Genomic DNA, 21,903 nt, shown 5'->3' on the forward strand with positions numbered 1-21,903 from the left:
CAATGGCTGCATAATGTTCAACAGCCCGCCCGCACACGGAATTCCTGACAGTCCCACGGGGAAGCTGTCGATCACGCGCGAGCGCGGTCCGGCGGCAAGCACCACGACCCGATCCCCGAGAGCAATTGCCTCTTCCAGGTCGTGCGTGATCATCACCACGGCGCGCCGTTCCTCCTGCCAAAGGCGCAACAGCTCGTTCTGCATCAGGTGGCGGGTGTGGATGTCGAGTGCCGAAAAGGGCTCGTCCATCAGGATGACCTTGGGGCCAGTAATCAGTGCCTGCGCCATCTGCACGCGCTTGCGCTGTCCGCCGGAAAGCTGATGCGGGTAGCGATGCTCGAAGCCCTTGAGCCCCACTTTCGCCAGCCACCTCATCGACTGCTCGCGACGATCGGCAGCGCCGACACCCTTGAACATGGGACCGAGTTCCACGTTCTCGATCGCTGTCTTCCACGGAAGCAATGCATCCTGCTGGAAGAGATAGCCGATGTCGTTCTGGATCCCGCGCACCGGCTGACCGTCGATCGATACGGTGCCACTCGCTGGTTTCAGCAGGCCGGCAACCGCATTGAGTATGGTGCTCTTGCCGCAGCCGGTTGGGCCAACGATGGCGAGGAACTCGCCATCGGAGACCTTCAGATTCACATCCTGCACCGCCACATAGCCACCGAAGGCCATGGTGACCGCGTCCAGGGAAACCATCGACTTTGCTCGATCAGAGTTGCCCGCCGGGAAGGCGGTTTTTACTACGGCCAATGCCATGACCTCCTCCTGTCAGTTGGCGGGGACGTTGGAGACCTTGCCGACGAACTCGTTCGTGTAGGTTTTCGCAAGATCGATATCAGCCGCGGCGACTTTTTCGTTGAAGCTCTTCAGAACGGCGAGTGGCGTCTTGATGTCTTCCTCGTTGATGCGCCCGTCCTTTGAGAAGATCGCCTTCGCGTTCTGGACTGCCTTGACGTAGGTGTCACGATCGCCGGAAATAAACTCCTTGGGCAGCTTTTCGACGATCTCTTCAGCCGAGTGGCTATTCATCCATTCAAGCGCTTTGACAGTCGCATTCGTGACTTTCTGGATGGACTGCGGATTGGCCTCGATAAAGCTCTGCGTGGCATAGAGGACCGAGGTCGGGTAGATTCCACCGTAGATCGCTTTGGCGCCCTCGTCGCTGCGCCCGTCGATCAGGATCTTGCCGACACCCTTAGCTTCGATGAAGGTCGCCGCCGGATCGTAGTTGACGAGCAGGTCGACCTTTCCTTGTTCGAGCGCAGCAACGGCGGCCGAGCCGGAGCCAACGCCGATCAGCGAAATGTCGTCCGCCGACAGTCCGTGGCGCTGCAAATAGTAGCGAACGAAAAAGTCCGAAGACGAGCCGGGCGAAGTAATGCCGATTTTCGCCCCCTTGATCGTTTCAGGCTTTGCCGGGTCAAACGTGCTCTTGCTGCCGCCTGCCAGCACGAGACCGGAATTGCGAGCGAGCATCACGAAGGCTACGACAGCCTTCTTCTGGGCCTGCATCTGGATCGTGTGGTCATAGAAGCCGACGGCGATGTCCGTCGAGCCGGCAACAAGCGCCTGAAGTGTCTTCGACCCGCCCGATGCGAAATTTTCGACGGTCACCTCCAAGCCTTCCTTTTCATAAAGGCCGAGCCCCTGGGCAACCGGAAAGGGAAGGTTGTTGAGATTGTAAGAGCCGACGCTGATGCGGACCGGTTCGGCGAATGCGGAACCGGCAAACGCGACGGTTGCCGCGAGGGCGAGCATGAGCTTGCGCATGGGTATTCTCCTCCTGTTGGTGGCGCCCTCCCGGCGGCCACGGTTATTATGCCGCGCAACCCAGTTGCGTGACAGGTTTTGCGAACACATGTCCTTCGAACAGGCGGCGGGCGGTGCGGAGGATTCCGGCGACGACCTTGCCGTCTCTTTCATACAGCTTGACGTCCAGGTGGCCGCTTGGGTGCTCGATGGACAGCACGACTGGCGGCGCACGCAGGCCGATCAGCAGCGAAGCAACCGTACCCTGGCTGATACAGGCTGTGGCGATACCCACGGCACCCGTGGTTGCGAGCGAGGGATGACATTGATGAGGCATGAAATACCGAACACTGATATCGCCTCCAGACGTTGGCCGGGAAATGAGCACCGGCTTCGGCGTTACCTGATCGCGAACGTCTCCAAGCCCCATCCGTTCGCCGGCGGCGATGCGCAGCTTTTCCAGACGTCCCAGTAATTTCTTGTCAGCATTGAGTTCCGCAGCTGATTCGAAACCCGTTGCGCCGACCGAGTCGGCCTCGATCAATATCATCGGCATTGCGCAGTCGATGCAGGTGACGGCCACACCATCGATCGTGTCGACTGGATTGCCGGTGGGAAAAAGCTGTCCGGTACGGGCACCGGCTGCATCCATGAAGGTCAATGCGATCGGAGCTCCGCGGCCGGGCACGCCGTCAATCGCAGCTTCACCGAGATAGGAGACGCTCCCGTTTGGAGTGGGAACTTCGGCCTCGATCAGCTTGCTGGTGTTGACGTTGTGGATCCGCACCAGCGTCGTTTCTCCACGAACCGGCACAAGTCCAGCTTCAATGGCAAACGGGCCGACCGCGGCCAGCATGTTGCCGCAATTCGGGGAGGTGTCGACAATCTGCTGGTCGACCCGCACCTGCGCAAACAGATAATCCACGTCGGCGCCTGGAATGCTGGCAGGGCCGACGATGGCGACCTTGCTCGTGACCGGATTGCCGCCACCGATGCCGTCTATCTGCAATGGATGACCCGAGCCCATGACGGACAGCAGGATCTTGTCCCGCTCTATAGCGTCCGCGGGAAGATCGTTTGCCAGGAAGAACGGACCTTTTGAGGTGCCGCCCCTCATCAGAACGCAAGGGATCGCCAGGAGGTCATTCATCGCTTGTGCTTGCATCGGAATTATGTCACCGCCGTATCAATTGGCGCTCTTTGATCCAATTATCGGAAGAAGCTTTTATTTGTGAAATGCTAAGAATCGGGGGATTGATGCAAGATGAGCATTAATTGCGAAATCCTTGACCTTCGAGCCTTCCTAAGCGTCGTAGAGCTGGAGAGCTTTCATCGGGCGGCCGAAGCCCTGCATCTGTCACAACCCGCGTTGAGCCGCCGCATTCAAAAATTGGAGCAGGCTATCGGAGCTCCCATTTTGGAACGGACAACCCGGCACGTATCCGCGACGGCTCTCGGTATAGAACTCGTGCCGCTCGTGCGACGCATGCTGGAGGAGTTCGACGGCTCTCTGTTTGCCGTACGTGACGTTGGAACCAACCGAGGTGGATTGGTAACGATCGCGTGCCTCCCCACCGCGGCATTCTACTTCCTGCCGACCGTCATCCGACAGTTCAATGAGGAGTATCCGAACATCCGCTTTCGCATCCTCGACTTGCCGGCGACCGACGGTCTTCAAGCCGTGGCGCGCGGTGAGGTGGAGTTCGGCATAAACATCATGGGCACGTCGGATCCGGACCTGACTTTTGATCGGCTCGCGGAAGACCCGTTTGTGCTTGCAGCGCGGAGGGATCACCCTCTGGCTGCCAAACCATCGGTCGGCTGGGCGGACCTAGAGCCCTATCATCTGATCACGGTTCATCGATCAAGCGGCAACAGAACGCTGCTCGACGCGGCACTGGCAAAATCGAACATCAAGCTTCGTTGGTTCTACGAGGTAACCCATCTGTCCACCTCCCTCGGTCTGGTGGAGGCAGGCCTTGGGATTTCCGTCCTGCCACGAATGGCAACGCCGGGAGGAGACCATCCTTTTCTGATCACCCGACCCATCCGTGATCCCGAAATATCACGCACGATTGGCGTGGTTCGCCGTCGCGGCGGCACCTTGTCGCCTGCAGCGGAGCGATTCCTTAAGATGCTGATAGGTGTCTGGGCAAGTGATTGAAAAGCAGTCAGAAAATCGACAGGCGTAGAACCAGAAGCCGTAGCCGGCCGCTTGTCGAAAAACCAGTCATTAAAGCGGAGATGCTGGAGCGTTGAATTCATCGCTGCCTTTATGCTGAGATAACGCTTGCCGTCTCAGGAATAGCAGCCGCGCTCCACCGCCAGCCGCCGCACCAGCGCCAGCACCGCATCTATGGTCGGCGTCGGCTTGTCCGTCAGCCGGCCAAGCTCCTGCACCGCGCTCACCAGCGCGTCGATTTCCATCGGCCGGCCGCGTTCCAGGTCCTGCAGCATCGAGGTCTTGTGCTCGCCGACATCGCCGGCGCCCTTGATGCGGCGGTCGACCCCGATCGGAAAGCGCACGCCGAGGCTTTCGCCGATCGCTTGCGCCTCCAGCATCATCGTGCGGACGAGCGTGCGTGTGCCCTCGTCGGCGACGATTGCCGCCAGCGTGGAGCCGGTCAGCGCCGAGATCGGATTGAAGGAGAGGTTGCCCCACAGCTTCACCCAGATTTCGCTGCGTATATCCTCGCGCACCGGCGCCTGCAGGCCGGCCTTGACCATTTCCTCGGCCAGAAGCGTGACCCTTTCGCTGCGTTCGCCCGAGGGTTCGCCGAGCGAGAAGCGCTTGCCCTCGACATGGCGGATGAGGCCGGGCGCATCGACCTCGACGGCGGGATAGACGACCGAGCCGATGACGCGCTGCGGCCCGATCCGCTGCCAGATCGCGCCGCCGGGATCGACCGTGCTCAACCTGGTGCCTTCGAGCGGCCCGCCCACGCCATGGAAATACCACCACGGCACGCCGTTCTGCATGGTCACGACGGCTGTATGCTCCCCGAGCAGCGGTGCGATCTGGTCCAGCGCCGGGGTCAGCGAATGGGCTTTCAGCGCCAGCACCACATAATCCTGGGCACCAAGTTCCTCGGCCTTGGCGGTGGCCCTTACAGGCGCCACCGATTCCTCGCCGTCCTCGATCAGGCGCAGGCCGTTGGCCTTGATCGCTTCCAGATGCGCGCCGCGCGCGACGATCGACAGGTCGGTGCGGCCGGCGATCGCCAGCTTGGCGGCGAGATAGCCGCCGATCGCGCCGGCGCCGAAAATGGTGATCTTCATCGTCAAAGCCCGAGTTTGGCGGCGAGCCCGATGCGCTGCAGCTTGCCCGTCGCGCCCTTGGGGATCTCGTCGAGGATCAGGACCTTGCGCGGCACCTTGAAGTCGGCGAGCCGCGTCGCGGCGTGAGCGCGGATGTCGCTCTCGGTGGCGCTCATGCCTTCGCGCAGCACCACGGCGGCCGCGACCTCCTCGCCAAGCTTGTCATGCGGCATGGCGAAGGTGACGACCTGCGCCACCGCCGGATGGTCCATCAGCACGTCGTCGACCTCGAGCGGCGAGATCTTTTCGCCGCCGCGGTTGATGATCTCCTTCAGCCGGCCGGTGACGCGGAGATAGCCGTCCTCGTCGAGCACGCCCTGATCGCCGGTGTGGAACCAGCCATGCGCGAAGGCCGCGGCATTGGCATCCGGGTTCTTCTCATAGCCTGCGGTCACATTGGGTCCGCGAATGACGATCTCGCCGGTCTCGCCGGCTGTCAGCAGCCTGCCGTCCGGCGCCATCACCGCCACTTCGGGGCCGGCGGAAGCCCCGACGCTGCCCGGTTTGCGCTGGCCCGGCGGCAACCGGTTCGACGCCATCTGGTGCGCGGCCTCGGTCATCCCGTAGGATTCGATGACCGGGCAGCCGAAGGTCGCTTCCAGTTCCGCCATCACTTGCGCCGGCAGCGACGCCGAGGACGAGCGGATGAAGCGCAGGCGTGCCGCCGCCAGCACTTCGGCATTGCGCGCCGCCCTCGGCAGGATCGCCTGGTGCATGGTCGGCACCGCGGTGTACCAGCTCGGCCTGGCGTCGCCCAGCCACTGGAAGAAGCGCAAAGCGTTGAAGCCCGGCGTGCAGTAGATGCTGCCGCCCGCTGCCAGCGACGACAGCACCGCCGCGATCAGCCCATGGATGTGGAACAGCGGCATGATGTTGAGGCAGCGGTCATCGGCGCTCAGGCCGAGCGTGGCGCCAATATGGGCCGCCGAGGCGGCGATATTGGCATGGCTGAGCGGCACCAGTTTTGGACGCGACGTCGTGCCGGACGTGTGCAGCAAAAGCGCGATATCGTCATCCCCTGCCATGTCGGGCGCCGCCTGTGGACCGAGAGCCGCGCCCTCGATGGTGAAGCTGCCGGCAGGCATTTCCGGCGAAACGACAAGCCGCAGCACGCCGATGCCGAGCCGTTCGGCCACGGCGACCGCCGGCCCGGCCTCGTTCTCCGCGACGAGGATTGCCTTGGCGCCGATGTCGGTGAGGTAGAAATCGAGCTCGTCGGCGCGATAGGCGGGATTGAGCGGCGCCGTCGACGCGGCGGCTGCCACCGCGACGAAGGCGGTGGCCATCTCCGGTCCGTTCGGCAGCACGATCGCCACCCGGTCGCCCCGGCCGATGCCGAGCGCATGCAGCCGCTCGGCCGTGGTTGCGATCAGGCGGCGCAATCCACCATGGGTAAGCGTCGCCCTGTCAGGCGCCAGGATCGCCGGCGCGTCGTCGGCGCCGGCGGCAAGACGGCGGGAAAGGTCTTTCGAATTCGTGCTCATGGTCACCGACTATCGTTCCAATCTGTCAAAATCCAGCAGCGACACACAGTGTGAAGCCGGCGACCATCAATATCCCAACGCCATCCCGTCCTTGCGCGGATCGGAAGCGCCGGTCAGCGTGCCTTTCTCCCAGTCGATCAGCACCGCCTGGCCGCCGCCGAGCGGCTGGTACGGCTCGACGGTGCGATGGCCGCGCTTGCGCAAGCCTTCGATCGCAGCAGTGGGAACGCTGCGCTCGGCCTCCACGGTGTCATCATTGTAGAACACACGCGGCGCATCCAGCGCCTGCTGCGGGTCCATGCCGAAGTCGATCATGTTGGTCAGGAGATGGACATGGCCGAACGGCTGGTAGCCGCCGCCCATGACGCCGAACGGCATCACCACGCGGCCGTTCTTCGTCGCCATGCCGGGCATGATCGTGTGCATCGGCCGCTTGCCGGGCGCGATCGCGTTGGGGTGCGCCGGGTCGAGGCGGAAGCTCGAGCCGCGGTTCTGCAGCACGACCCCGGTCTTCGGGCCGACCACGCCGCTGCCGAAGGAATAATAGGTCGAGTTGATGAAGGAGACCGCGTTGCGGTAGCGGTCGACGATCGAGATATAGACCGTGTCGCTGCCCGGCAGTTCCAGGCGCGGCAGATGCGACATGGCGCGGTCGCGGTGGATCTCGGCGCGAAGCCGGTCGGCATAGGCGCCGGACAGAAGCTGTTTTATCGGCACATGAACCTGATCCTGGTCGCCGACGAAACGGTCGCGGTCCTGATAGGCCAGGCGCCCGGCCTCGATCTCCAGGTGCAGGCGCTCGGCGCCGTTCGGATCGAGCCCGCCGAGCTTGAAGCCCGACAGCACGTTCAGCATGAGGAGCGCCGTCAGCCCCTGATTGTTCGGTGGCATCTGGTGGATGTCATAGCCACCATAGGCGGTGCTGACCGGCGCCACATAGTCGCCCTTGGTCGCGGCAAAATCCTCGTGGCTATGCAGCCCGCCCAGTTCCTTGAGCCGGCGCACTATGTCGTCGGCAACGGCGCCTTCGTAGAAACCGGCGCGGCCATGCTTTGCGATTATCCGCAAGGTGGCGGCGAGTTCCGGCTGGCGGTGGATGTCGCCGGCCTTCGGCGCCTGGCCGCCGGGCAGGAAGATGCGCGCGGCATGTTCGTCGGCGGCAAGGTCGATCTCCGGGTCCGCCCAGTCGAAGGCGACGCGGTCATGCACGACATAGCCGTTCTCGGCATAGTGGATGGCCGGCGCCAGCACCTCGGCAAGGTCCTTGCTGCCATGGTCCTGAAGCAGCCTGCACCAGGCATCGATGGCGCCCGGCACGGTCACCGCGTGCGGCCCCTGTTTCGGAAGCTCGTTGAAACCTTTGTCCAGATACCAGTCCACGGTCGCTGCCGCCGGCGCTCGGCCCGAGCCGTTGAAGGCCAGCACGTTGCCTTGTCCCTTCGGGCAGTAGAGGACAAAGCAATCGCCACCAATGCCGGTCGATTGCGGCTCGACGACGCCCTGCACGGCGGCGGCGCAGATGGCGGCGTCCATGGCATTGCCGCCGGCGCGCAGCATCTCGATCGCCGCCAGCGTCGACAGCGGGTGCGATGTCGCGGCGACCGCTTCCGTGGCGCGAACCGGCGAGCGGCCGGGAAACTGGAAATCACGCATTCTGTTTTTCAATCCCTTGGTCTGATGGATGCGACGTTGCCGCCATCGCTTGACGCGACACGGCAGCGGGTCGCTTCGGCTTTTCGACAGCGGCGCATGCCGCCAGATCTCCTCGTCATGACACCGTCACTTTTCATGCACGGACCCGGTAGGGCGTCAGCCGAGTTTCCAGCGCGTTCAGCGCCGAGATGATTGCGAAGTTGAGGGCCAGATAGATCGCACCGGCAGCCACGAAAACCTCCACGGCGCGATAGGTCTGCGAAATGAGCCCTTGCGCGATACCGGTGATCTCCATGAGCGTAATGATGGATGCAAGCGACGTGCCCTTGACCATCAGGATGATCTCGTTGGTGTAATTCGGGATCGCATTGCGAAGGGCCAGCGGCAGCACGATCAGCCGCAGCGTGAGCAGCTTCGACATGCCGGAGGCTGTAGCGGCCTCGGTCAATCCTCGCGGCACGGCCTTGATTGCGCCGCGCAGGATTTCGCTTCCATAAGCTGCTTCATTGAGACTGAGCGCCACGATGGCGCACCAGTACGGCTCTCGGAAGAGCCACCAGATTCCGATCGCCTGGAGCGACGGGCGAAACTGGCCGAGACCATAGTAGATGAGGAAGATCTGTACCAGCAGGGGGGTGCCGCGAAAGACTGCAACGAAGGCACGGATGGGCCATATCACGATGCGGCGATTTCCCTGTTGGGCGAGCGCCAGCAGCAATGCCAAAAAGAAGCCGATGACCATCGAGGCTGTCGTAAGCAGCAGTGTCAATGGCAGGCCAGCAAGCAGGACGGGAATGATCTCGAGAAAGAAGGCGAAGTCGATCACGCGTGAACCATGCCTCTCCAGGCCCGTGCCTCACTAAAACGGAAGACGGAAGCGGTCACGACGGCGATGACGAAGTAGAGCGCGGCAGCGGCAACATAGAAGATGAAAGGTTCTCGTGTCGAACCCGCTCCGATCTGCGCCTGGCGCATCAGTTCGACGAGGCCAATGACGGAGATCAGCGCCGAGTCCTTCAGCACCAACTGCCAGACATTGCCGAGGCCCGGGAGCGCGTGGCGCATCAGTTGCGGCACGATGACAAGGCGCAACGATTGATATCGAGACAGGCCAAGCGCCTTGCAAGCCTCGAACTGGCCGCGATCCACGGCCTGGTAGGCGCCGCGATAAACTTCTCCCTGATAAGCGCCCGATATGATGCCGATCGCCAGGACACCGGTTGCAAACGTCGGCAGCCCGACGAAGCCATCGCTGCCAAACAACGTGCCGATCTGCGTCAGGGCGATGCTGCCGCCATAGTAGAGGAGGTAGATCGTCAGCAAGTCTGGCACACCGCGAAATACAGTGCCGTAGACATGGGCGAGCCAGGCAGGGACGCGGCGGGGAGACAGGCGACCGGCCGCGGCCGTGGCGCCGAGGGCCGCACCGAGGATAAAGCCGAGAACGGACAGTGCAAGCGTAACACTGGATGCGGCGAGCAGAGCTGCTCCCCAGCCGCCCTGCTGAAAACCCAAAATATGCATAATATTGGTCATGTAAGTCATAGCCTTTCAGCACGCTGCCCGACGCGGACGGCTCGCTCCGCCGCGCCGGGCAGGTTCGCTCGCACCTACTTCATCGGCGTCACATCGGTTTTCACCCATTTCTCCGAGATACGCTTGATGGTGCCGTCGGCTATAGCCCCGTCGATTGCCGCATTCAGCATCTCCTTGAGCTTAGTGTCTTCCTTGCGCAGCCCCGCACCGGTTCCACGACCGAAAAGGCCGCCCACAAAGCCCGGTCCGGCAAGGGTGTAATCGGCGAATTCAGGTTTTGAGAGTGTCGCGGCGAGCGCCGTCCGCTGCGCAAAAAGAGCGTCGACGCGGCCGGCGGCGAGGTCAAGATCATGTTGCTCGGTGGTCTTGTACTCGCGGATTTCCACCGTGTCGCCGAAGTATTTCTTGACGAAATCGAGCATCATCGTGGCCGCCTGTACGCCGACCACCTTGCCTTTCAGCAGCGGCTTCAATTTCTCGATCGCGGCCTTGGAAGCAGCCTCGTCGTCCAGATTGAACTTCTCCGCGGAAACACCGAGCTTGCCAAGCTCGCTGTCCTTGGCAACGGCGAATCCACCCGGATCGACCGCATAAGGCTGGGTGAAATCTATGGTTTCGAGCCGCTTCGGTGTGATGAACATGCCGGCCATGATCACATCGAACTTGCCGACCTTCAGCGACGGAATAAGACCATCCCAGTCCTGAGCGATGATGGTGCATTTGACCTTCATCCGTTCGCAAAGATTGTTGGCGAGCTCGATCTCCAGGCCGTCGAGCTTGCCGTCCGCATTGGTGAAGTTCCACGGAGCGTAGGCGCCCTCCGTCGCGATCGTTATGGACTTGGGCGCGTCTTCGGCCAACGCTGAGTGCATGAAGCCGAACATGCCGACTGCGGCCGCGGCTGCGGCCAAACGACTGAATTTCATTTGGTTCCCCTTTTTTTGACAGGCTGATTGAACTGTTCCCGCGCCCGGCCGCATTGCCGGTTCGCGGCCATTCCTGCCCGGCCGGCGGTCGTCACCGGCTGGGACTCACGAACTCGGCCAGCAGCGGCGCCGTGCCGAGAACATGTTCCTGCATCACCTGTTCCGCGTGATGTGCGTCGCCCGAGCGCAAGGCAGCGATTACGGCGGCATGCTCCTCGCGCGCGGAAAGCGGTTTGTTACAATCGTCGAACCAGATGCGCATGTAAGGCTCGATGACCACATGCAGCGCCGATATCTGGTGGATCAGCTTGGGCCTCTGGCTCAACGCACAGATGCGGCCATGGAATTCCTGGTGGCGGACGACCCAGTCGCCGCCGCCGCTCTGGCCCGCACGCTCCATGCGTTCGAGCAGGCGGTCGAGTTCCTCGAACTCCTCCTCATCGATCCGGGGCATCGCCAGCCTGACAGCTAGCCCCTCCAGAACCGAGCGAATCTCGAAAATCTCGAAAAGCTCATCGACAGTGAGGCCCGCGACCACGCATCCCCGATTAGGACGAAGGACCACCAGCCCGTCGGAGGCCAGGCGCCGAAAGGCTTCCCTCACCGGCATGCGGCTCATGCCGATCTCGGCGGCAATCTCCTCGGGAATGAGCCTGTCGCCCGGTTTGTAGCGGCCGAGGCGAAGGGCTCTTTGAACGTGATTGTACGCCTCTACCTCCGCAGTGGCGGACATCTCTGGAAAGTTCGCCGGCATGGGACCTCAAAAAGTATTTTTGTATCCACGTATCATCAAAGCCGCATTTTGATGCATCGTCAATACCCCGTGACGCACCGCGGCGACCTGGAGATCCGATGGGCTGGTTCGGACGTGAGGAAGGAACTGCAAGAACCCGGGCGACGTCTCGATCGGTCGCTTCCGGCTTCCGGAATCAAGGCCGTCATCAATACGGGTAGCCAGAGCATGTCTGCCGAATTGCCTTCCCACTCGTTTGGTGCAATCTGCCTTCATGAAGATATCGGGCTCCGATCTCCATCTGTTTTGTGTCTTTGAAAGCGTGGTCCGCAACGGCGGCATATCCGCAGCTCAGATGGAACTGTCGCTTAGCCAACCTACGATCTCCAACCATCTGACGGCGCTTGAACAGCGGCTCGGCGTGAAGTTGTGCGAACGGGGGCGTCGCGGGTTTTCGCTGACGGAGGAAGGGCGGCGGGTTTACGAAATAAGTATGGAAATCACCGGGATGCTGGACGCCGGTTCGGCCCGGCTTTCGCGTGTCAGAAGCGCTTTGGCGGGAAAGGTCGGCGTCGGCATTGTCGACTGCCTCGCGACCGACCCAAATTTCCGACTGGCCGACGCAATTGCCGAGCTTTCCAAAGCTGCGCCGGAAATCGAGCTCGATCTCAAGATCATGCGCCCCAACGACATAACGAAGGCCGTGGCGGAAAACGAAATAGACATTGGGATAGGTGGCTCCGACATCAAAGTCGCAAGCGTGCAATACCAGGTCCTCTACCACGAAGAGCACGCGGTATTTTGCGCTTCGACGCATCCCTTGTTTGGCCGAAACGACGAGACGATTACAAGTGCGGAATGCTACGGCCATCCATGGGTAGAGAGAGGCTATTGGTATGGGATTCGGCGTCATCGCTTCGACACCGCCGCCGCGAACCGGGTGGCCTTTGATATCGAGGCGCAGCTTCTGATGGTCCTGTCGGGCGCCTACCTCGGGGTCCTGCCGATACATTTTGCCCGCGTGTTCGAACAGCAGGGGCGTCTTCGCCGACTTCCCATAGCCGACGAGGCCTATTCCGCCGACATCGAGGTCGCCATGCGAACAGGCGAGCAGGCGGCCAACGTCGCCTATGTCCGCGACGCGATCATCAGGGCGCACCGGATACATTTGTAAAATCCAATGTATCGGTTCTCTGAATGATATTCTTGCCACGTCGGAAGAGGTCTAGCCTCTCGTAGGCTGGCGATGCGCAGGGCAAAAATGCCAACTGCGGACTTCCCTGTCACATGCGCAGCAGCGACCTGGCGCGCCGCGTCTAGCGTTCTGATCTTGGCTTCAGGGGTATGGAATGAGCACGGACGCTCTGCTGTTTCGCAACCTTCCTGTTTTTTCGCCGGAAGCGGTCAGGCGCCTCGTGGCCACCCGGTACGGGATCGACGGGACGTACAGACAACTGGCTTCCGAGCGCGATCTGTCGTGGCGGATCGACGGCACCGATGGCCGCGAGGTCGTCGTCAAGATATCGAACATAGGCGAAGCCGAAGGCGTCGTGGATATGCAGGTCAAAGCCCTGAACCATATCTTCGAGCGCGATCCGTCTCTGCCGGTGCCTCGCGTCGTTCCTTCCCTCGCCGGCGCGCCATATGAATGGATCGAGGACGAGCGCGGCTGCCGGCACATGGTGCGTGTGCTTACCTTCCTTCCGGGGAAGGTCATGGAGCAGGTTGAGGAAGCCTTTTCCGCCGCCACTCGGTTCAACATCGGTGTGATGGTAGGACGGCTGGCCTATGCGCTGCGCGATTTTTTTCATCCGTACGCCGGCAGCAATGTGCACCTCTGGGACATTTCACGTGCCCTGGCCTTGCGCCCGCAGACAGCAAAAGTCTCCGACCTCAGGCTTCGGCAATTGTGCGAGGAAATCTTCGAGCGCGCCGAGCGCTATACCCTTCCGCAATTGTCGAAGACGCGTCGTCAAGTCGTGCATCAGGATTCGCATGGCGGCAATGTCCTGGTCGATCCCAACGACAGCACATCGCCGGTGGGCATCATCGATTTTGGCGATATGGGCCACAATTCCATTGTCGCGGACATCGTGACCGCTTCCGAGACATTCTCGGACTTCGATGACGATCCGATCGCCTACCTTTGCGACGTGACATCAGGTTTCGATTCGGCGTACCCGCTCGAAGAAAACGAGGTCGATCTCCTTTTCGATGCGCTGCTTCTGCGCCTCGCCATGGCTACCGTGATTGTCGAGGCGAGGGAGGCCACCAGTGAATCCGGCATCCCCCACATCGAAAACGCCGGCCAATATCCTCGAATGATGGAGTTGCTGAGCCGGCAAGGGCGCGCGGAGGCGGTGCGCCGGCTTCGCCAGGCATGCCGGTTTCCGGTGTACGGCGCCATGAGCAAGGATGGCGAGCATCTCACAGATGACTATGACGTGCTCAGGCACGAGCGCGAAGCTCACCTAGGACCGATATGGCATTTCTACGCCAAGCCATTGCACATCACCCGCGCCCGCGGAGCCTGGATGTATGCCGCCGATGGCACTGCCTATCTGGATGTCTACAACAACGTCCCCCAGATCGGTCATTGTCATCCGCACGTGGCGAAAGCGATCTACCGCCAGGCCAGCGCGCTGAACACCAATACCCGGTATATGTGCGACGTGGCTGTCGAGTACGCGGCGCGCCTGACCGCCGACCTGCCTGATCACCTCGATACGTGCATCTTCGTCAATTCGGGCAGCGAAGCCAACGACCTGGCGATGCAGATAGCCATGTCACTCAGCAGGCAGGACGGGGGTCTGATAATTGACCAAGCTTACCATGGATGCACGGAGCTGACGACGGCCCTGTCCAATGAAAGCTGGCGTCATCTTCCCGCTGAAGAGCACCCCAAACGCATTGAGACGCTGACGGCCCCGGATATGTATAGGGGCCCTTTTTCCCGCGACCCCCAAGCGGCAGCGAAATATGCCGCCGACGCCGATAGGGCGATAGCCGCCTTGCGCGAAAGAGGCCACAGGCCGGCAGCATTCATGGTCGACACCGCCCTGTGTTCGAGCGGAGTGCTGCGGGCGCCTGAAAACTACTTCAATCTTGTCGCGGAAAAGGTCCGGGCGACGGGCGGATTCGTCATCGCGGACGAGGTGCAGGCTGGTTGTGGCCGCATGGGAACTTTTTGGGGTTTTCGGGCAAACGGGCTCAAGGACGAAAACATCGATTTCATAACAATGGGCAAGCCGGTTGGAAACGGCCACCCCCTTGGCGTCGTCATTCTCAGCTCGGAATTGATGAAGCGGTTCCTCAATGGCACCTACCCGCTGTTGTTCAGCACATTCGGCGGCAATACCGTCGCGTGCGCGGCCGGCATGGCTGTGCTGGACGTCCTTGAGCGAGAGGACCTGATCAAGCGGGGCGCCGCCATCGGGGAGTATCTGCGCCAGGAGCTTGGGCGCCTGGCCGAACAGCACCCCGTGATCGGCGACGTACGCGGGCTTGGAATGATGACTGGCGTGGAATTGGTGACGGATCGCCTGACCAAGGAGCCGGCCATCACACTGACCGAGCGACTCATAGACGACATGCTTGCCCGCAACATCCTCATCGGGAAAGGCACGCCCAACACGCTCAAGTTACGCCCCCCGCTGATTTGGTCGCGCGACGAAGTCGACATCTTCGTCAACGCTTTCGATGACAGCTTGAAAAAGCACCGATGAGGCCGCCAATGCCTTTGCTGGAGAATGGGTGACAGTCTCGCAGACAATCGGGAGGGGAGGGCAACGCCACTCTCCTTGCCTTCGAGAATGGAGCAACGGCCTGCCACCAGAATGGCGGGCGCCACAACAGGAGAATCTTCATGAAGAAGGAGCTACTCGGACTGGCTGTCACGATGACGGCCGTCCTGTTTTCCGCAGGCGTCTCGTTGGCGCAGGACAAGGTCGTCAACGTCTACAACTGGTCTGATTATATCGACAGTTCCATCCTTGATGATTTCACCAAGGAGACCGGCATCAAGGTCGTCTACGATACGTTCGATTCGAACGAAATTCTTGAAACCAAGCTGCTTGCCGGGGGCTCCGGCTATGACGTGGTGGTTACCACCGGACCGTTCCTGGCCAGGCAAATTCAGGCCGGCGTGTTCCAGAAGCTCGACAAGTCCAAGCTGCCGAATCTCAAGAACATGTGGCCCGACGTGATGGCTCGCCTGGCAAAGTATGATCCGGGCAACGAATATGCCGTCAACTACATGTGGGGCACCACCGGCATCGGCTACAATGTCGACAAGGTGAAGGCTGCGCTCGGCGACGTGCCGATCGACAGCTGGGACGTGCTCTTCAAGCCGGAGAATGCGGCCAAACTAAAGGACTGCGGCATCAATATCGTCGATGCTCCGGAGGAGACCGTGGCCGTTGCCATGAACTATCTCGGCAAGGACGGCGACAGCAAGAAGAAAGAGGACCTCGAAGCCGGCGGTGACATCTACACGCAAATCCGATCCTACGTCCGCACCTTCAACTCTTCTTCCTACATCAACGATCTGGCGAATGGCGATAAATGCATCAGCATCGGCTGGTCGGGCGACGTGCTGCAGGCCAAGAACCGCGCCAAGGAAGCCAAGAACGGGGTCAACGTCGAATACCTGATCCCCAGGGAAGGCACCTATATGTGGTTCGATAACCTGGCGATCCCCGCCGATGCCAAGCATGTCGATGAGGCGCACGCCTTCATCAACTACCTGATGCGGCCGGAAGTAATTGCCAAGTCAACCAACTATGTCCAGACGGCCAACGGCAATCTCGCCTCGCAGAAGTTCATCGACGAAGCGGTGTTGAAGAACCCGTCGGTTTATCCGCCGCAGGAAACGCTGAAGAAGCTCTTCACGATTTCTCCGTACGGATCCAAGGAGCAGCGCGTCCTCACCCGCCTCTGGACGCAGATCAAGACGGGCAGCTAAACGGGATGTGGATGGGGCGGTCGCCGCCCCATTTTTCCAGCGGCGCCCGCGAGGTGCGGGTCTGTCGCCACACTGATAGGCATGCGCAGAAGAATGGCGGGGACATGCCGGAATCTCTTGGGCGGTAACGCGCAGATTCACACCCGCGGGCGGATCCGAATGCGGAGCCGTCCATATCAGATCGCCGACTTTGCTTCGAATTAAAATAGGGAGGAACAATGCCGTTCCCGGATCTAGTCCAGCCCGAACTGGGCGCTTATGTCAGCAGTGTCGGCATGCCGGACGACTTTGTCCAATTCTGGACGTCGACCATCGCCGACGCCCGCCAGGCCGGCGGTGAGGTCAGCATCGTGCAGGCGCAGACGACCCTGACGGCGGTCCAGTCCTTCGATGTCACCTTTCCGGGATACGGTGGTCATCCAATCAAAGGATGGCTGATCTTGCCGACGCATCACGAGGGACGGCTCCCTCTCGTCGTGCAGTACATCGGCTATGGCGGCGGCCGCGGCTTGGCGCATGAGCAACTGCATTGGGCGGCGTCAGGCTTTGCCTATTTCCGAATGGATACACGCGGGCAGGGAAGCGACTGGAGCGTCGGTGAGACCGCCGATCCCGTCGGCTCGACCTCGTCAATTCCCGGCTTTATGACGCGTGGCGTGCTGGACAAGAATGACTACTATTACCAGCGCCTGTTCACCGATGCCGTGAGGGCGATAGATGCTCTGCTCGGACTGGACTTCGTCGATCCCGAACGCATCGCGGTTTGCGGTGACAGTCAGGGCGGCGGTATTTCGCTCGCCGTTGGCGGCATCGACCCGCGCGTCAAGGCCGTAATGCCCGACGTGCCATTTCTGTGCGACTTTCCGCGCGCTGTGCAGACTGCCGTGCGCGATCCCTATTTGGAAATCGTTCGTTTTCTGGCCCAGCATCGCGAAAAGAAGGCGGCAGTCTTTGAAACGCTCAACTATTTCGACTGCGTCAACTTCGCCCGGCGGTCCAAGGCGCCGGCGCTGTTTTCGGTGGCCCTGATGGACGAAGTCTGCCCGCCCTCTACCGTGTATGGCGCATTCAATGCCTATGCAGGCGAAAAGACCATCACAGAGTATGAATTCAACAACCACGAGGGCGGGCAGGGCTATCAAGAGCGCCAACAGATGACGTGGCTCAGCAGGTTGTTCGGTGTCGGCTGATGTTGGCTGCCCAGCACGTTTCGCGGGATCGCAGGCTCGCGCCGGCCATTTCTATTGAGCGGCGTTGACGATCTCTCCTGCACGGCGACCGAATGGGTGGTGTCGCAACGGATCGAAGCACTGGATGACGGCCGCAAGGTGTTTGAGCGCGAGCGCAATTCCCGCATCCCGCGTGACCACATGTAATAGATCGCCTATCGCCGCGCTGCGGCAATGCCGGGCATTTCGGCCGGGTGTTTCGCCGGCACACCGGCATCACCCCGACCGAGTAAGGCATCCGAATCGATGCGCAAGCGGCTCTACCGACGCGTGAACTAATGGTGACGTGAGTTTGTAGTCGGATGGAGCTGCTCCAACTCCGATTTCTGGTCGATACTCCCGAAATCCGAGATGCCGCTATATCCCCAAGCCCGGAATTGCTTTTGGGGTGAAATGGTTTGGGCCCGTTTGTCGATTTTCTCCGTCTCGTTGATGGCACCCGTGATCTTCCTGCCACGCCACAGCGCTGCCGGAAGCGCTGTGTGAACGCGTTGCCCTCGCGTCCCGGCCGGTGATCGGGCTGCCATCGCCCAGCATTTCGCCGGCGATTTGGATGAGCTCGCCCACATGGCGTGATTGCCGGCTACACCGCAAGACTGAGCCCTGCAGTCTCGCGCAGATGCTCGAGGAAGGCCCGCACGGCCGGATTGGTTCGCCGACTCGACGGCCACAGCGCGGTGATGTTGTCGCGCTCAACCGCAAAGTCGCCGAGTACTAAGGCCAGTTCACCCCGCGCGACGTAAGGGGCGGCGACGAAAGTTGCGCTGATGCCGATACCGCCGCCGGCGACCAGGGTCGCCATCACCGCTTCGCTGGCGTCGACGATGATGCTTGACGTTGGCACAATCTCGATTTCGCGCTCGCCCATCCGAAAGGGCCAGCGGAAGGCCTGGCCGCTGCTCTGATACCTGAGATTGACCGTGTCATGTGCTGCCAATTCGTCCGGATGCGTCGGCGTGCCCCGCGCCGCCAGATAGGCTGGCGCGGCGTACGCGCAAAGCCGTAACGGGGAAAGCCGGCGGGACAACAAACGAGAGTCCGCGAGTTCTCCGATGCGAACCGCGATATCAATGCCCTGTTCGACGATGTCGACCAGCCGGTCGTCAATTCGAAGGTCGATGCTCACCTTTGGGTGAAGCTTGCGGAAGGCGGGCAAGGCGGGCGCGACCAGATGGAGCCCGATCGGCAGCGACACTGCAATCCGCAAGGTGCCGGTCGGCTCAGCGCGAACGGCTTTAGCGACCTGTTCGATCTCCTCCGCGTCACGCAGCAGCCTTACAGCCCGCTCATGCAGCTCCCGGCCCTCGGGCGTCAGCGTGAGGGACCGGGTAGTCCGGGTAAACAAGGAAACGCCCAGTTGCTGTTCGAGGCGCTGGACACTCTTGCTGACAGCGGACGGGGAAATTCCAAGCGAGCGGGCAGCCGCGGTGAAGCTCCCTGACGATCCGGCCCGGGCGAAAGCAATCAAACCCGTCAGCCGATCCAGCGCAACTTGTTCCTTCATGGAACAATTAAATCAAATCGGACCGCAATTATCAACTTGGAGTCGAGCCTTTATGTCGACGTCCTGTGATTGCATTCGGTGGAGAGTTCCCATGACCAAAATAATGAAAGCGGTTCGCCTGCACGCGTTCGGTGGCCCTGAACAACTGATCTACGAGGATGCTCCAAAACCGGCGCTCAAATCCGGAGAGGTGCTCGTCCGCGTTCATGCCGTCGGCCTCAACCCGCCCGACTGGTACCTGCGCGAGGGCTATAAGATGCTCCCGCCTGAATGGCAGCCCAAGGTTTCGTTCCCGATCGTGCCAGGCACCGATGTCTCAGGTGTCGTCGACGCGGTCGCCGACGACGTGCGGGGCTTCGCGGCCGGCGACGAAGTCTATGCGATGGTGCGCTTCCCCGCCGGGCTGGCTGGTGAGAGCAGCGCCTATGCGGAATACGTCGCAGTGCCGGCGACGGAACTTGCTCTGAAACCCTCCGGCATCGACCATGTTCACGCGGCGGGCGCGCCGATGTCGGTGCTCACCGCATGGCAGTTTCTGATCGACCTCGGGCACAACGAGCCCAATCCGCTCCAGCCGCACCAGCACGAGCCGGTCCCGCTCGCGGGAAAGACGGTGCTGGTCAACGGCGCGGCAGGGGGAGTCGGCCATCTTGTGGTTCAGCTAGCGAAATGGCGCGAAGCGCGAGTGATCGCTGTGGCGTCCGGTGGCCACGAGACGTTCCTCCGCTACCTCGGCGCCGATCATTTCATCGACTACGTGAAGATCAAGCCCGAGGAAGTGGTGGGCGACGTGGACCTCGTCGTCGATGCGGTCGGCGGCCCGGCGGCGGCCCGCTTCCTGCCAACGCTGAAACGGGGCGGCGCGCTTTACCCCATCTTCCCGCTTGGCTTCGACGGCAGCGACGAAGCCAAGCGGCTAGGCGTCACCGTCTCCACGACTCAGGTCCGTTCGAACGGCGCGCAGCTTGCAGAGATTGTGCCGCTTCTGGACAGCGGCCTGATCCGCGTTGGAGTTGACAGCATCTTCACCCTGGCCGAGGCCCGCAAGGCCCACGAGCGCGCTGCCGCCGGTCATATTCGTGGCAAGATCGTCCTGACGGTGGCACGAGGTCAACTGGCATGAGCGCCTCGCCGAAATTCTCTCACGGTACCGTGGCATGGTTCGAAATGGTCGGCACATTGATGTGCGCCGCCACAGTTCGAGCAGGCCTCGCGCCCGACCTGAATTGGTCGCTCGTGGAGCGCTATGTCGACGGCGCGACACTGCCGGACGCGCGTATTCAAGGCATTCGTTTTGACATTGTAAACGGGGTGCCAGCGTTCCGAATAGGCGTTGACAAGGACGAGCGGGGCGACGTGACGATCGAGCTATGCGCCGCTACGGCCCGCGAGCTGAACCTGCTTTACGCCGTCGATCCGGCGTATCAAGCTTTTCGCGACCGGGCTATGCGCCAGGGCCGGATCCGGGTCGATGGAGATCTTGGTGCGATGGCCCATTGGCTCGCTGCACTCCACGACCCAATCGTTGACCACACAAGCTGATTTATGTTGGCTACAGCATCGAATCGACGTGCGAGCAGTCTAAGCTGAGTGAATTTTGGTAGGTTGCTGTTTTTCCTGCCCCCGGGAAACATTGCACATCGAAGTTATGCCGCTGCTGCTGGAGTTCATGGCCCGTTTGGATGCCGACAAATCGCTTGGAAACCCCGTCGATAGCTTTGCGGCTCGACGGGTATTACCTGCCCTACGCATCGGCCTCAGCGCAGGCTGGCACACAAGCTGCGGGCGGACGAGCGGGAAACCCGGGCTGAAGGCGGTGCCGACTATCCTGCCGCGCTCAAGCATTCTAGGGATTTGATTGAGGGTTGCGAGTGCGCTGACGCCGAAGCCTATGTCCACGAGGTTATGACACCTTGCCGGCGCCAATTGCAGGATGACCGTCTCTGGAACCTGATTGCAACGTAGCTCGCAGTCTCACTGGTTCGGAAAATCGAATATCCCTCATAGCCACGGACCGATTACATCGACTTGTTGTAGGGGCCTGTCGAAGCGGCTCCGAAAGCGCCGACTGCCTTGGCCGCGACGATGTCGCCTGCGTCCGGTGCAAGCAGATCCATGCGGCGGGCGAAGGCAACGAAAGTGCTGCGAGCGGTTTCGGCATCCACCTCGCCGGCGAGGGCTGCCCGACAGGCATTGAGCGCGACGCCATGAGCAGGGTTTCGCTTCGATGGCGGCCATTCATTCAGCAGGACAAAGGCGTCTTTTACGCTTTGAATGTTGGTCGGAAACCCAAGACCCACGAGCAGCCTCACGGGATGCTGAAATTGATTGTGTTCCATGTTTTCCTCCGTTTCACGTGATTGGCTCAGTCGATCGGAAGCCGTTCCCACGGCGCGTGCGCGATAGATTGCGTGCGTCGCGCCTTAGCCTGCCGAACTCCCGTTTCCAGGAGGGTCTTTGCTGTCGGTAAGATTCCGCGCAGCCAGAAACATCACCGTGTATGCCGCTTTGCGCCGGTCCCAACCCGCGGCCTCTGCTCTGTCGAGCAACTCGACCAGTATCGGGTCAAGCGCAACCTTCAGGTCTGCTTCGTAGTTCAGATCGGTGGCCGCACGCGACGGCGAGGGGATTACGTTCAAGTTCATCACATTCATGGCTCTACCCATTTGTCAGGGTGTCCGCGCCCACCGGGCGCGGACACAGCCGTTACCATCAGAAGTCCATGCCACCAGCCGGCATTGGCTGAACGGCGGGTTCCTTCTTCGGCTTCTCGGCAACCATCGCTTCCGTCGTTACCAGCAG

Annotated in this window: 21 protein-coding genes; 8 read left to right on the forward strand and 13 right to left on the reverse strand. The window is 61.4% G+C overall.

What is annotated here, in order from left to right; all coding sequences use genetic code 11:
• The 3 genes from QQK95_RS12210 to QQK95_RS12220 all read right to left on the reverse strand — a co-directional run.
• On the reverse strand, window positions 1-762 hold a 762-nt coding region (locus tag QQK95_RS12210; RefSeq protein WP_284272592.1), incomplete at its 3' end, for an ABC transporter ATP-binding protein.
• 12 nt (window positions 763-774) lie between these two features.
• A complete protein-coding gene (locus tag QQK95_RS12215; protein WP_284272625.1) occupies window positions 775-1,776 on the reverse strand; it encodes an ABC transporter substrate-binding protein in 1,002 nt (333 codons plus the stop codon).
• A 46-nt stretch (window positions 1,777-1,822) separates the two neighbouring features.
• Window positions 1,823-2,905, reverse strand: a complete 1,083-nt coding sequence (locus tag QQK95_RS12220) for a 4-oxalomesaconate tautomerase (RefSeq protein WP_284272594.1) — start codon at window positions 2,903-2,905, stop codon at window positions 1,823-1,825.
• A gap of 114 nt (window positions 2,906-3,019) precedes the next feature.
• On the opposite strand from QQK95_RS12220, the gene QQK95_RS12225 reads away from it, so the two are divergent.
• On the forward strand, window positions 3,020-3,919 hold the full coding sequence (locus QQK95_RS12225; RefSeq protein ID WP_010914474.1) for a LysR family transcriptional regulator: 900 nt from the start codon (window positions 3,020-3,022) through the stop codon (window positions 3,917-3,919).
• A 134-nt stretch (window positions 3,920-4,053) separates the two neighbouring features.
• On the opposite strand, the gene QQK95_RS12230 is transcribed toward QQK95_RS12225, so the two are convergent.
• The 7 genes from QQK95_RS12230 to QQK95_RS12260 form a co-directional block, all read right to left on the reverse strand.
• Window positions 4,054-5,034, reverse strand: a complete 981-nt coding sequence (locus QQK95_RS12230) for a 2-dehydropantoate 2-reductase (protein ID WP_284272597.1) — start codon at window positions 5,032-5,034, stop codon at window positions 4,054-4,056.
• A 2-nt stretch (window positions 5,035-5,036) separates the two neighbouring features.
• Complete coding sequence (locus QQK95_RS12235) at window positions 5,037-6,557, reverse strand: acyl--CoA ligase (protein WP_284272599.1); 1,521 nt, start codon at window positions 6,555-6,557, stop codon at window positions 5,037-5,039.
• 66 nt (window positions 6,558-6,623) lie between these two features.
• Window positions 6,624-8,210 carry a gamma-glutamyltransferase gene (ggt, locus tag QQK95_RS12240; protein ID WP_284272601.1) on the reverse strand — a complete coding sequence of 529 codons (1,587 nt, stop codon included), beginning with the start codon at window positions 8,208-8,210 and terminating at the stop codon, window positions 6,624-6,626.
• 133 nt (window positions 8,211-8,343) lie between these two features.
• Window positions 8,344-9,036, reverse strand: coding sequence for an ABC transporter permease (locus tag QQK95_RS12245; RefSeq protein WP_284272602.1), 693 nt, complete (start codon window positions 9,034-9,036; stop codon window positions 8,344-8,346).
• Window positions 9,033-9,746 (reverse strand): ABC transporter permease, encoded by a 714-nt coding sequence (locus QQK95_RS12250; RefSeq protein ID WP_284272627.1) that lies wholly within the window; start codon window positions 9,744-9,746, stop codon window positions 9,033-9,035. Before QQK95_RS12250 ends, QQK95_RS12245 begins: the two co-directional genes overlap by 4 nt.
• Window positions 9,747-9,820: 74 nt before the next feature.
• Window positions 9,821-10,672, reverse strand: coding sequence for a transporter substrate-binding domain-containing protein (locus tag QQK95_RS12255; RefSeq protein WP_284272630.1), 852 nt, complete (start codon window positions 10,670-10,672; stop codon window positions 9,821-9,823).
• A gap of 91 nt (window positions 10,673-10,763) precedes the next feature.
• Window positions 10,764-11,426, reverse strand: coding sequence for a GntR family transcriptional regulator (locus QQK95_RS12260; RefSeq protein ID WP_284272604.1), 663 nt, complete (start codon window positions 11,424-11,426; stop codon window positions 10,764-10,766).
• Between the two features lie 253 nt (window positions 11,427-11,679).
• On the opposite strand from QQK95_RS12260, the gene QQK95_RS12265 reads away from it, so the two are divergent.
• From QQK95_RS12265 to QQK95_RS12285, 5 genes are all read left to right on the forward strand, one after another.
• Window positions 11,680-12,579: a LysR family transcriptional regulator gene (locus QQK95_RS12265; RefSeq protein WP_284272606.1), complete on the forward strand. Its 900-nt coding sequence runs from the start codon at window positions 11,680-11,682 to the stop codon at window positions 12,577-12,579.
• Window positions 12,580-12,754: 175 nt separating this feature from the next.
• Window positions 12,755-15,130, forward strand: a complete 2,376-nt coding sequence (locus QQK95_RS12270; RefSeq protein WP_284272608.1) for an aminotransferase class III-fold pyridoxal phosphate-dependent enzyme — start codon at window positions 12,755-12,757, stop codon at window positions 15,128-15,130.
• A gap of 140 nt (window positions 15,131-15,270) precedes the next feature.
• Window positions 15,271-16,368, forward strand: a complete 1,098-nt coding sequence (locus QQK95_RS12275) for a polyamine ABC transporter substrate-binding protein (RefSeq protein ID WP_284272610.1) — start codon at window positions 15,271-15,273, stop codon at window positions 16,366-16,368.
• Between the two features lie 218 nt (window positions 16,369-16,586).
• A complete protein-coding gene (locus tag QQK95_RS12280; RefSeq protein WP_284272612.1) occupies window positions 16,587-17,558 on the forward strand; it encodes an acetylxylan esterase in 972 nt (323 codons plus the stop codon).
• Window positions 17,559-17,612: 54 nt separating this feature from the next.
• Window positions 17,613-17,744, forward strand: coding sequence for a hypothetical protein (locus tag QQK95_RS12285; protein ID WP_284272615.1), 132 nt, complete (start codon window positions 17,613-17,615; stop codon window positions 17,742-17,744).
• A gap of 436 nt (window positions 17,745-18,180) precedes the next feature.
• On the opposite strand, the gene QQK95_RS12290 is transcribed toward QQK95_RS12285, so the two are convergent.
• Complete coding sequence (locus tag QQK95_RS12290) at window positions 18,181-19,101, reverse strand: LysR family transcriptional regulator (protein ID WP_284272617.1); 921 nt, start codon at window positions 19,099-19,101, stop codon at window positions 18,181-18,183.
• A gap of 91 nt (window positions 19,102-19,192) precedes the next feature.
• On the opposite strand from QQK95_RS12290, the gene QQK95_RS12295 reads away from it, so the two are divergent.
• On the forward strand, window positions 19,193-20,224 hold the full coding sequence (locus QQK95_RS12295; RefSeq protein WP_284272619.1) for an NADP-dependent oxidoreductase: 1,032 nt from the start codon (window positions 19,193-19,195) through the stop codon (window positions 20,222-20,224).
• Window positions 20,221-20,643 (forward strand): hypothetical protein, encoded by a 423-nt coding sequence (locus QQK95_RS12300; protein WP_284272621.1) that lies wholly within the window; start codon window positions 20,221-20,223, stop codon window positions 20,641-20,643. Before QQK95_RS12295 ends, QQK95_RS12300 begins: the two co-directional genes overlap by 4 nt.
• A gap of 476 nt (window positions 20,644-21,119) precedes the next feature.
• Here QQK95_RS12300 and QQK95_RS12305 read toward each other — a convergent pair whose 3' ends face one another.
• Together QQK95_RS12305 and QQK95_RS12310 are read right to left on the reverse strand one after the other, a co-directional pair.
• Window positions 21,120-21,440, reverse strand: coding sequence for a DUF982 domain-containing protein (locus tag QQK95_RS12305; RefSeq protein WP_284272632.1), 321 nt, complete (start codon window positions 21,438-21,440; stop codon window positions 21,120-21,122).
• Between the two features lie 84 nt (window positions 21,441-21,524).
• Complete coding sequence (locus tag QQK95_RS12310) at window positions 21,525-21,755, reverse strand: hypothetical protein (RefSeq protein WP_284272623.1); 231 nt, start codon at window positions 21,753-21,755, stop codon at window positions 21,525-21,527.
• Window positions 21,756-21,903 lie beyond the last annotated feature (148 nt).

It is taken from the genome of Mesorhizobium huakuii (assembly GCF_030160235.1).
Classification (GTDB): Bacteria; Pseudomonadota; Alphaproteobacteria; order Rhizobiales; family Rhizobiaceae; genus Mesorhizobium; species Mesorhizobium huakuii.

What these genes read in the sequence shown, in the direction of transcription:
- QQK95_RS12225 (WP_010914474.1), top strand. Translation starts at nt 3,020, where the DNA reads ATGAGCATTAATTGCGAAATCCTTGACCTTCGAGCCTTCCTAAGCGTC.
- QQK95_RS12235 (WP_284272599.1), bottom strand. Translation starts at nt 6,557, where the DNA reads ATGAGCACGAATTCGAAAGACCTTTCCCGCCGTCTTGCCGCCGGCGCC.
- QQK95_RS12255 (WP_284272630.1), bottom strand. Translation starts at nt 10,672, where the DNA reads ATGAAATTCAGTCGTTTGGCCGCAGCCGCGGCCGCAGTCGGCATGTTC.
- QQK95_RS12215 (WP_284272625.1), bottom strand. Translation starts at nt 1,776, where the DNA reads ATGCGCAAGCTCATGCTCGCCCTCGCGGCAACCGTCGCGTTTGCCGGT.
- QQK95_RS12295 (WP_284272619.1), top strand. Translation starts at nt 19,193, where the DNA reads ATGACCAAAATAATGAAAGCGGTTCGCCTGCACGCGTTCGGTGGCCCT.
- QQK95_RS12220 (WP_284272594.1), bottom strand. Translation starts at nt 2,905, where the DNA reads ATGAATGACCTCCTGGCGATCCCTTGCGTTCTGATGAGGGGCGGCACC.
- ggt (WP_284272601.1), bottom strand. Translation starts at nt 8,210, where the DNA reads ATGCGTGATTTCCAGTTTCCCGGCCGCTCGCCGGTTCGCGCCACGGAA.
- QQK95_RS12260 (WP_284272604.1), bottom strand. Translation starts at nt 11,426, where the DNA reads ATGCCGGCGAACTTTCCAGAGATGTCCGCCACTGCGGAGGTAGAGGCG.
- QQK95_RS12300 (WP_284272621.1), top strand. Translation starts at nt 20,221, where the DNA reads ATGAGCGCCTCGCCGAAATTCTCTCACGGTACCGTGGCATGGTTCGAA.
- QQK95_RS12280 (WP_284272612.1), top strand. Translation starts at nt 16,587, where the DNA reads ATGCCGTTCCCGGATCTAGTCCAGCCCGAACTGGGCGCTTATGTCAGC.
- QQK95_RS12310 (WP_284272623.1), bottom strand. Translation starts at nt 21,755, where the DNA reads ATGAATGTGATGAACTTGAACGTAATCCCCTCGCCGTCGCGTGCGGCC.
- QQK95_RS12305 (WP_284272632.1), bottom strand. Translation starts at nt 21,440, where the DNA reads ATGGAACACAATCAATTTCAGCATCCCGTGAGGCTGCTCGTGGGTCTT.
- QQK95_RS12230 (WP_284272597.1), bottom strand. Translation starts at nt 5,034, where the DNA reads ATGAAGATCACCATTTTCGGCGCCGGCGCGATCGGCGGCTATCTCGCC.
- QQK95_RS12270 (WP_284272608.1), top strand. Translation starts at nt 12,755, where the DNA reads ATGAGCACGGACGCTCTGCTGTTTCGCAACCTTCCTGTTTTTTCGCCG.
- QQK95_RS12290 (WP_284272617.1), bottom strand. Translation starts at nt 19,101, where the DNA reads ATGAAGGAACAAGTTGCGCTGGATCGGCTGACGGGTTTGATTGCTTTC.
- QQK95_RS12265 (WP_284272606.1), top strand. Translation starts at nt 11,680, where the DNA reads ATGAAGATATCGGGCTCCGATCTCCATCTGTTTTGTGTCTTTGAAAGC.
- QQK95_RS12250 (WP_284272627.1), bottom strand. Translation starts at nt 9,746, where the DNA reads ATGACCAATATTATGCATATTTTGGGTTTTCAGCAGGGCGGCTGGGGA.
- QQK95_RS12275 (WP_284272610.1), top strand. Translation starts at nt 15,271, where the DNA reads ATGAAGAAGGAGCTACTCGGACTGGCTGTCACGATGACGGCCGTCCTG.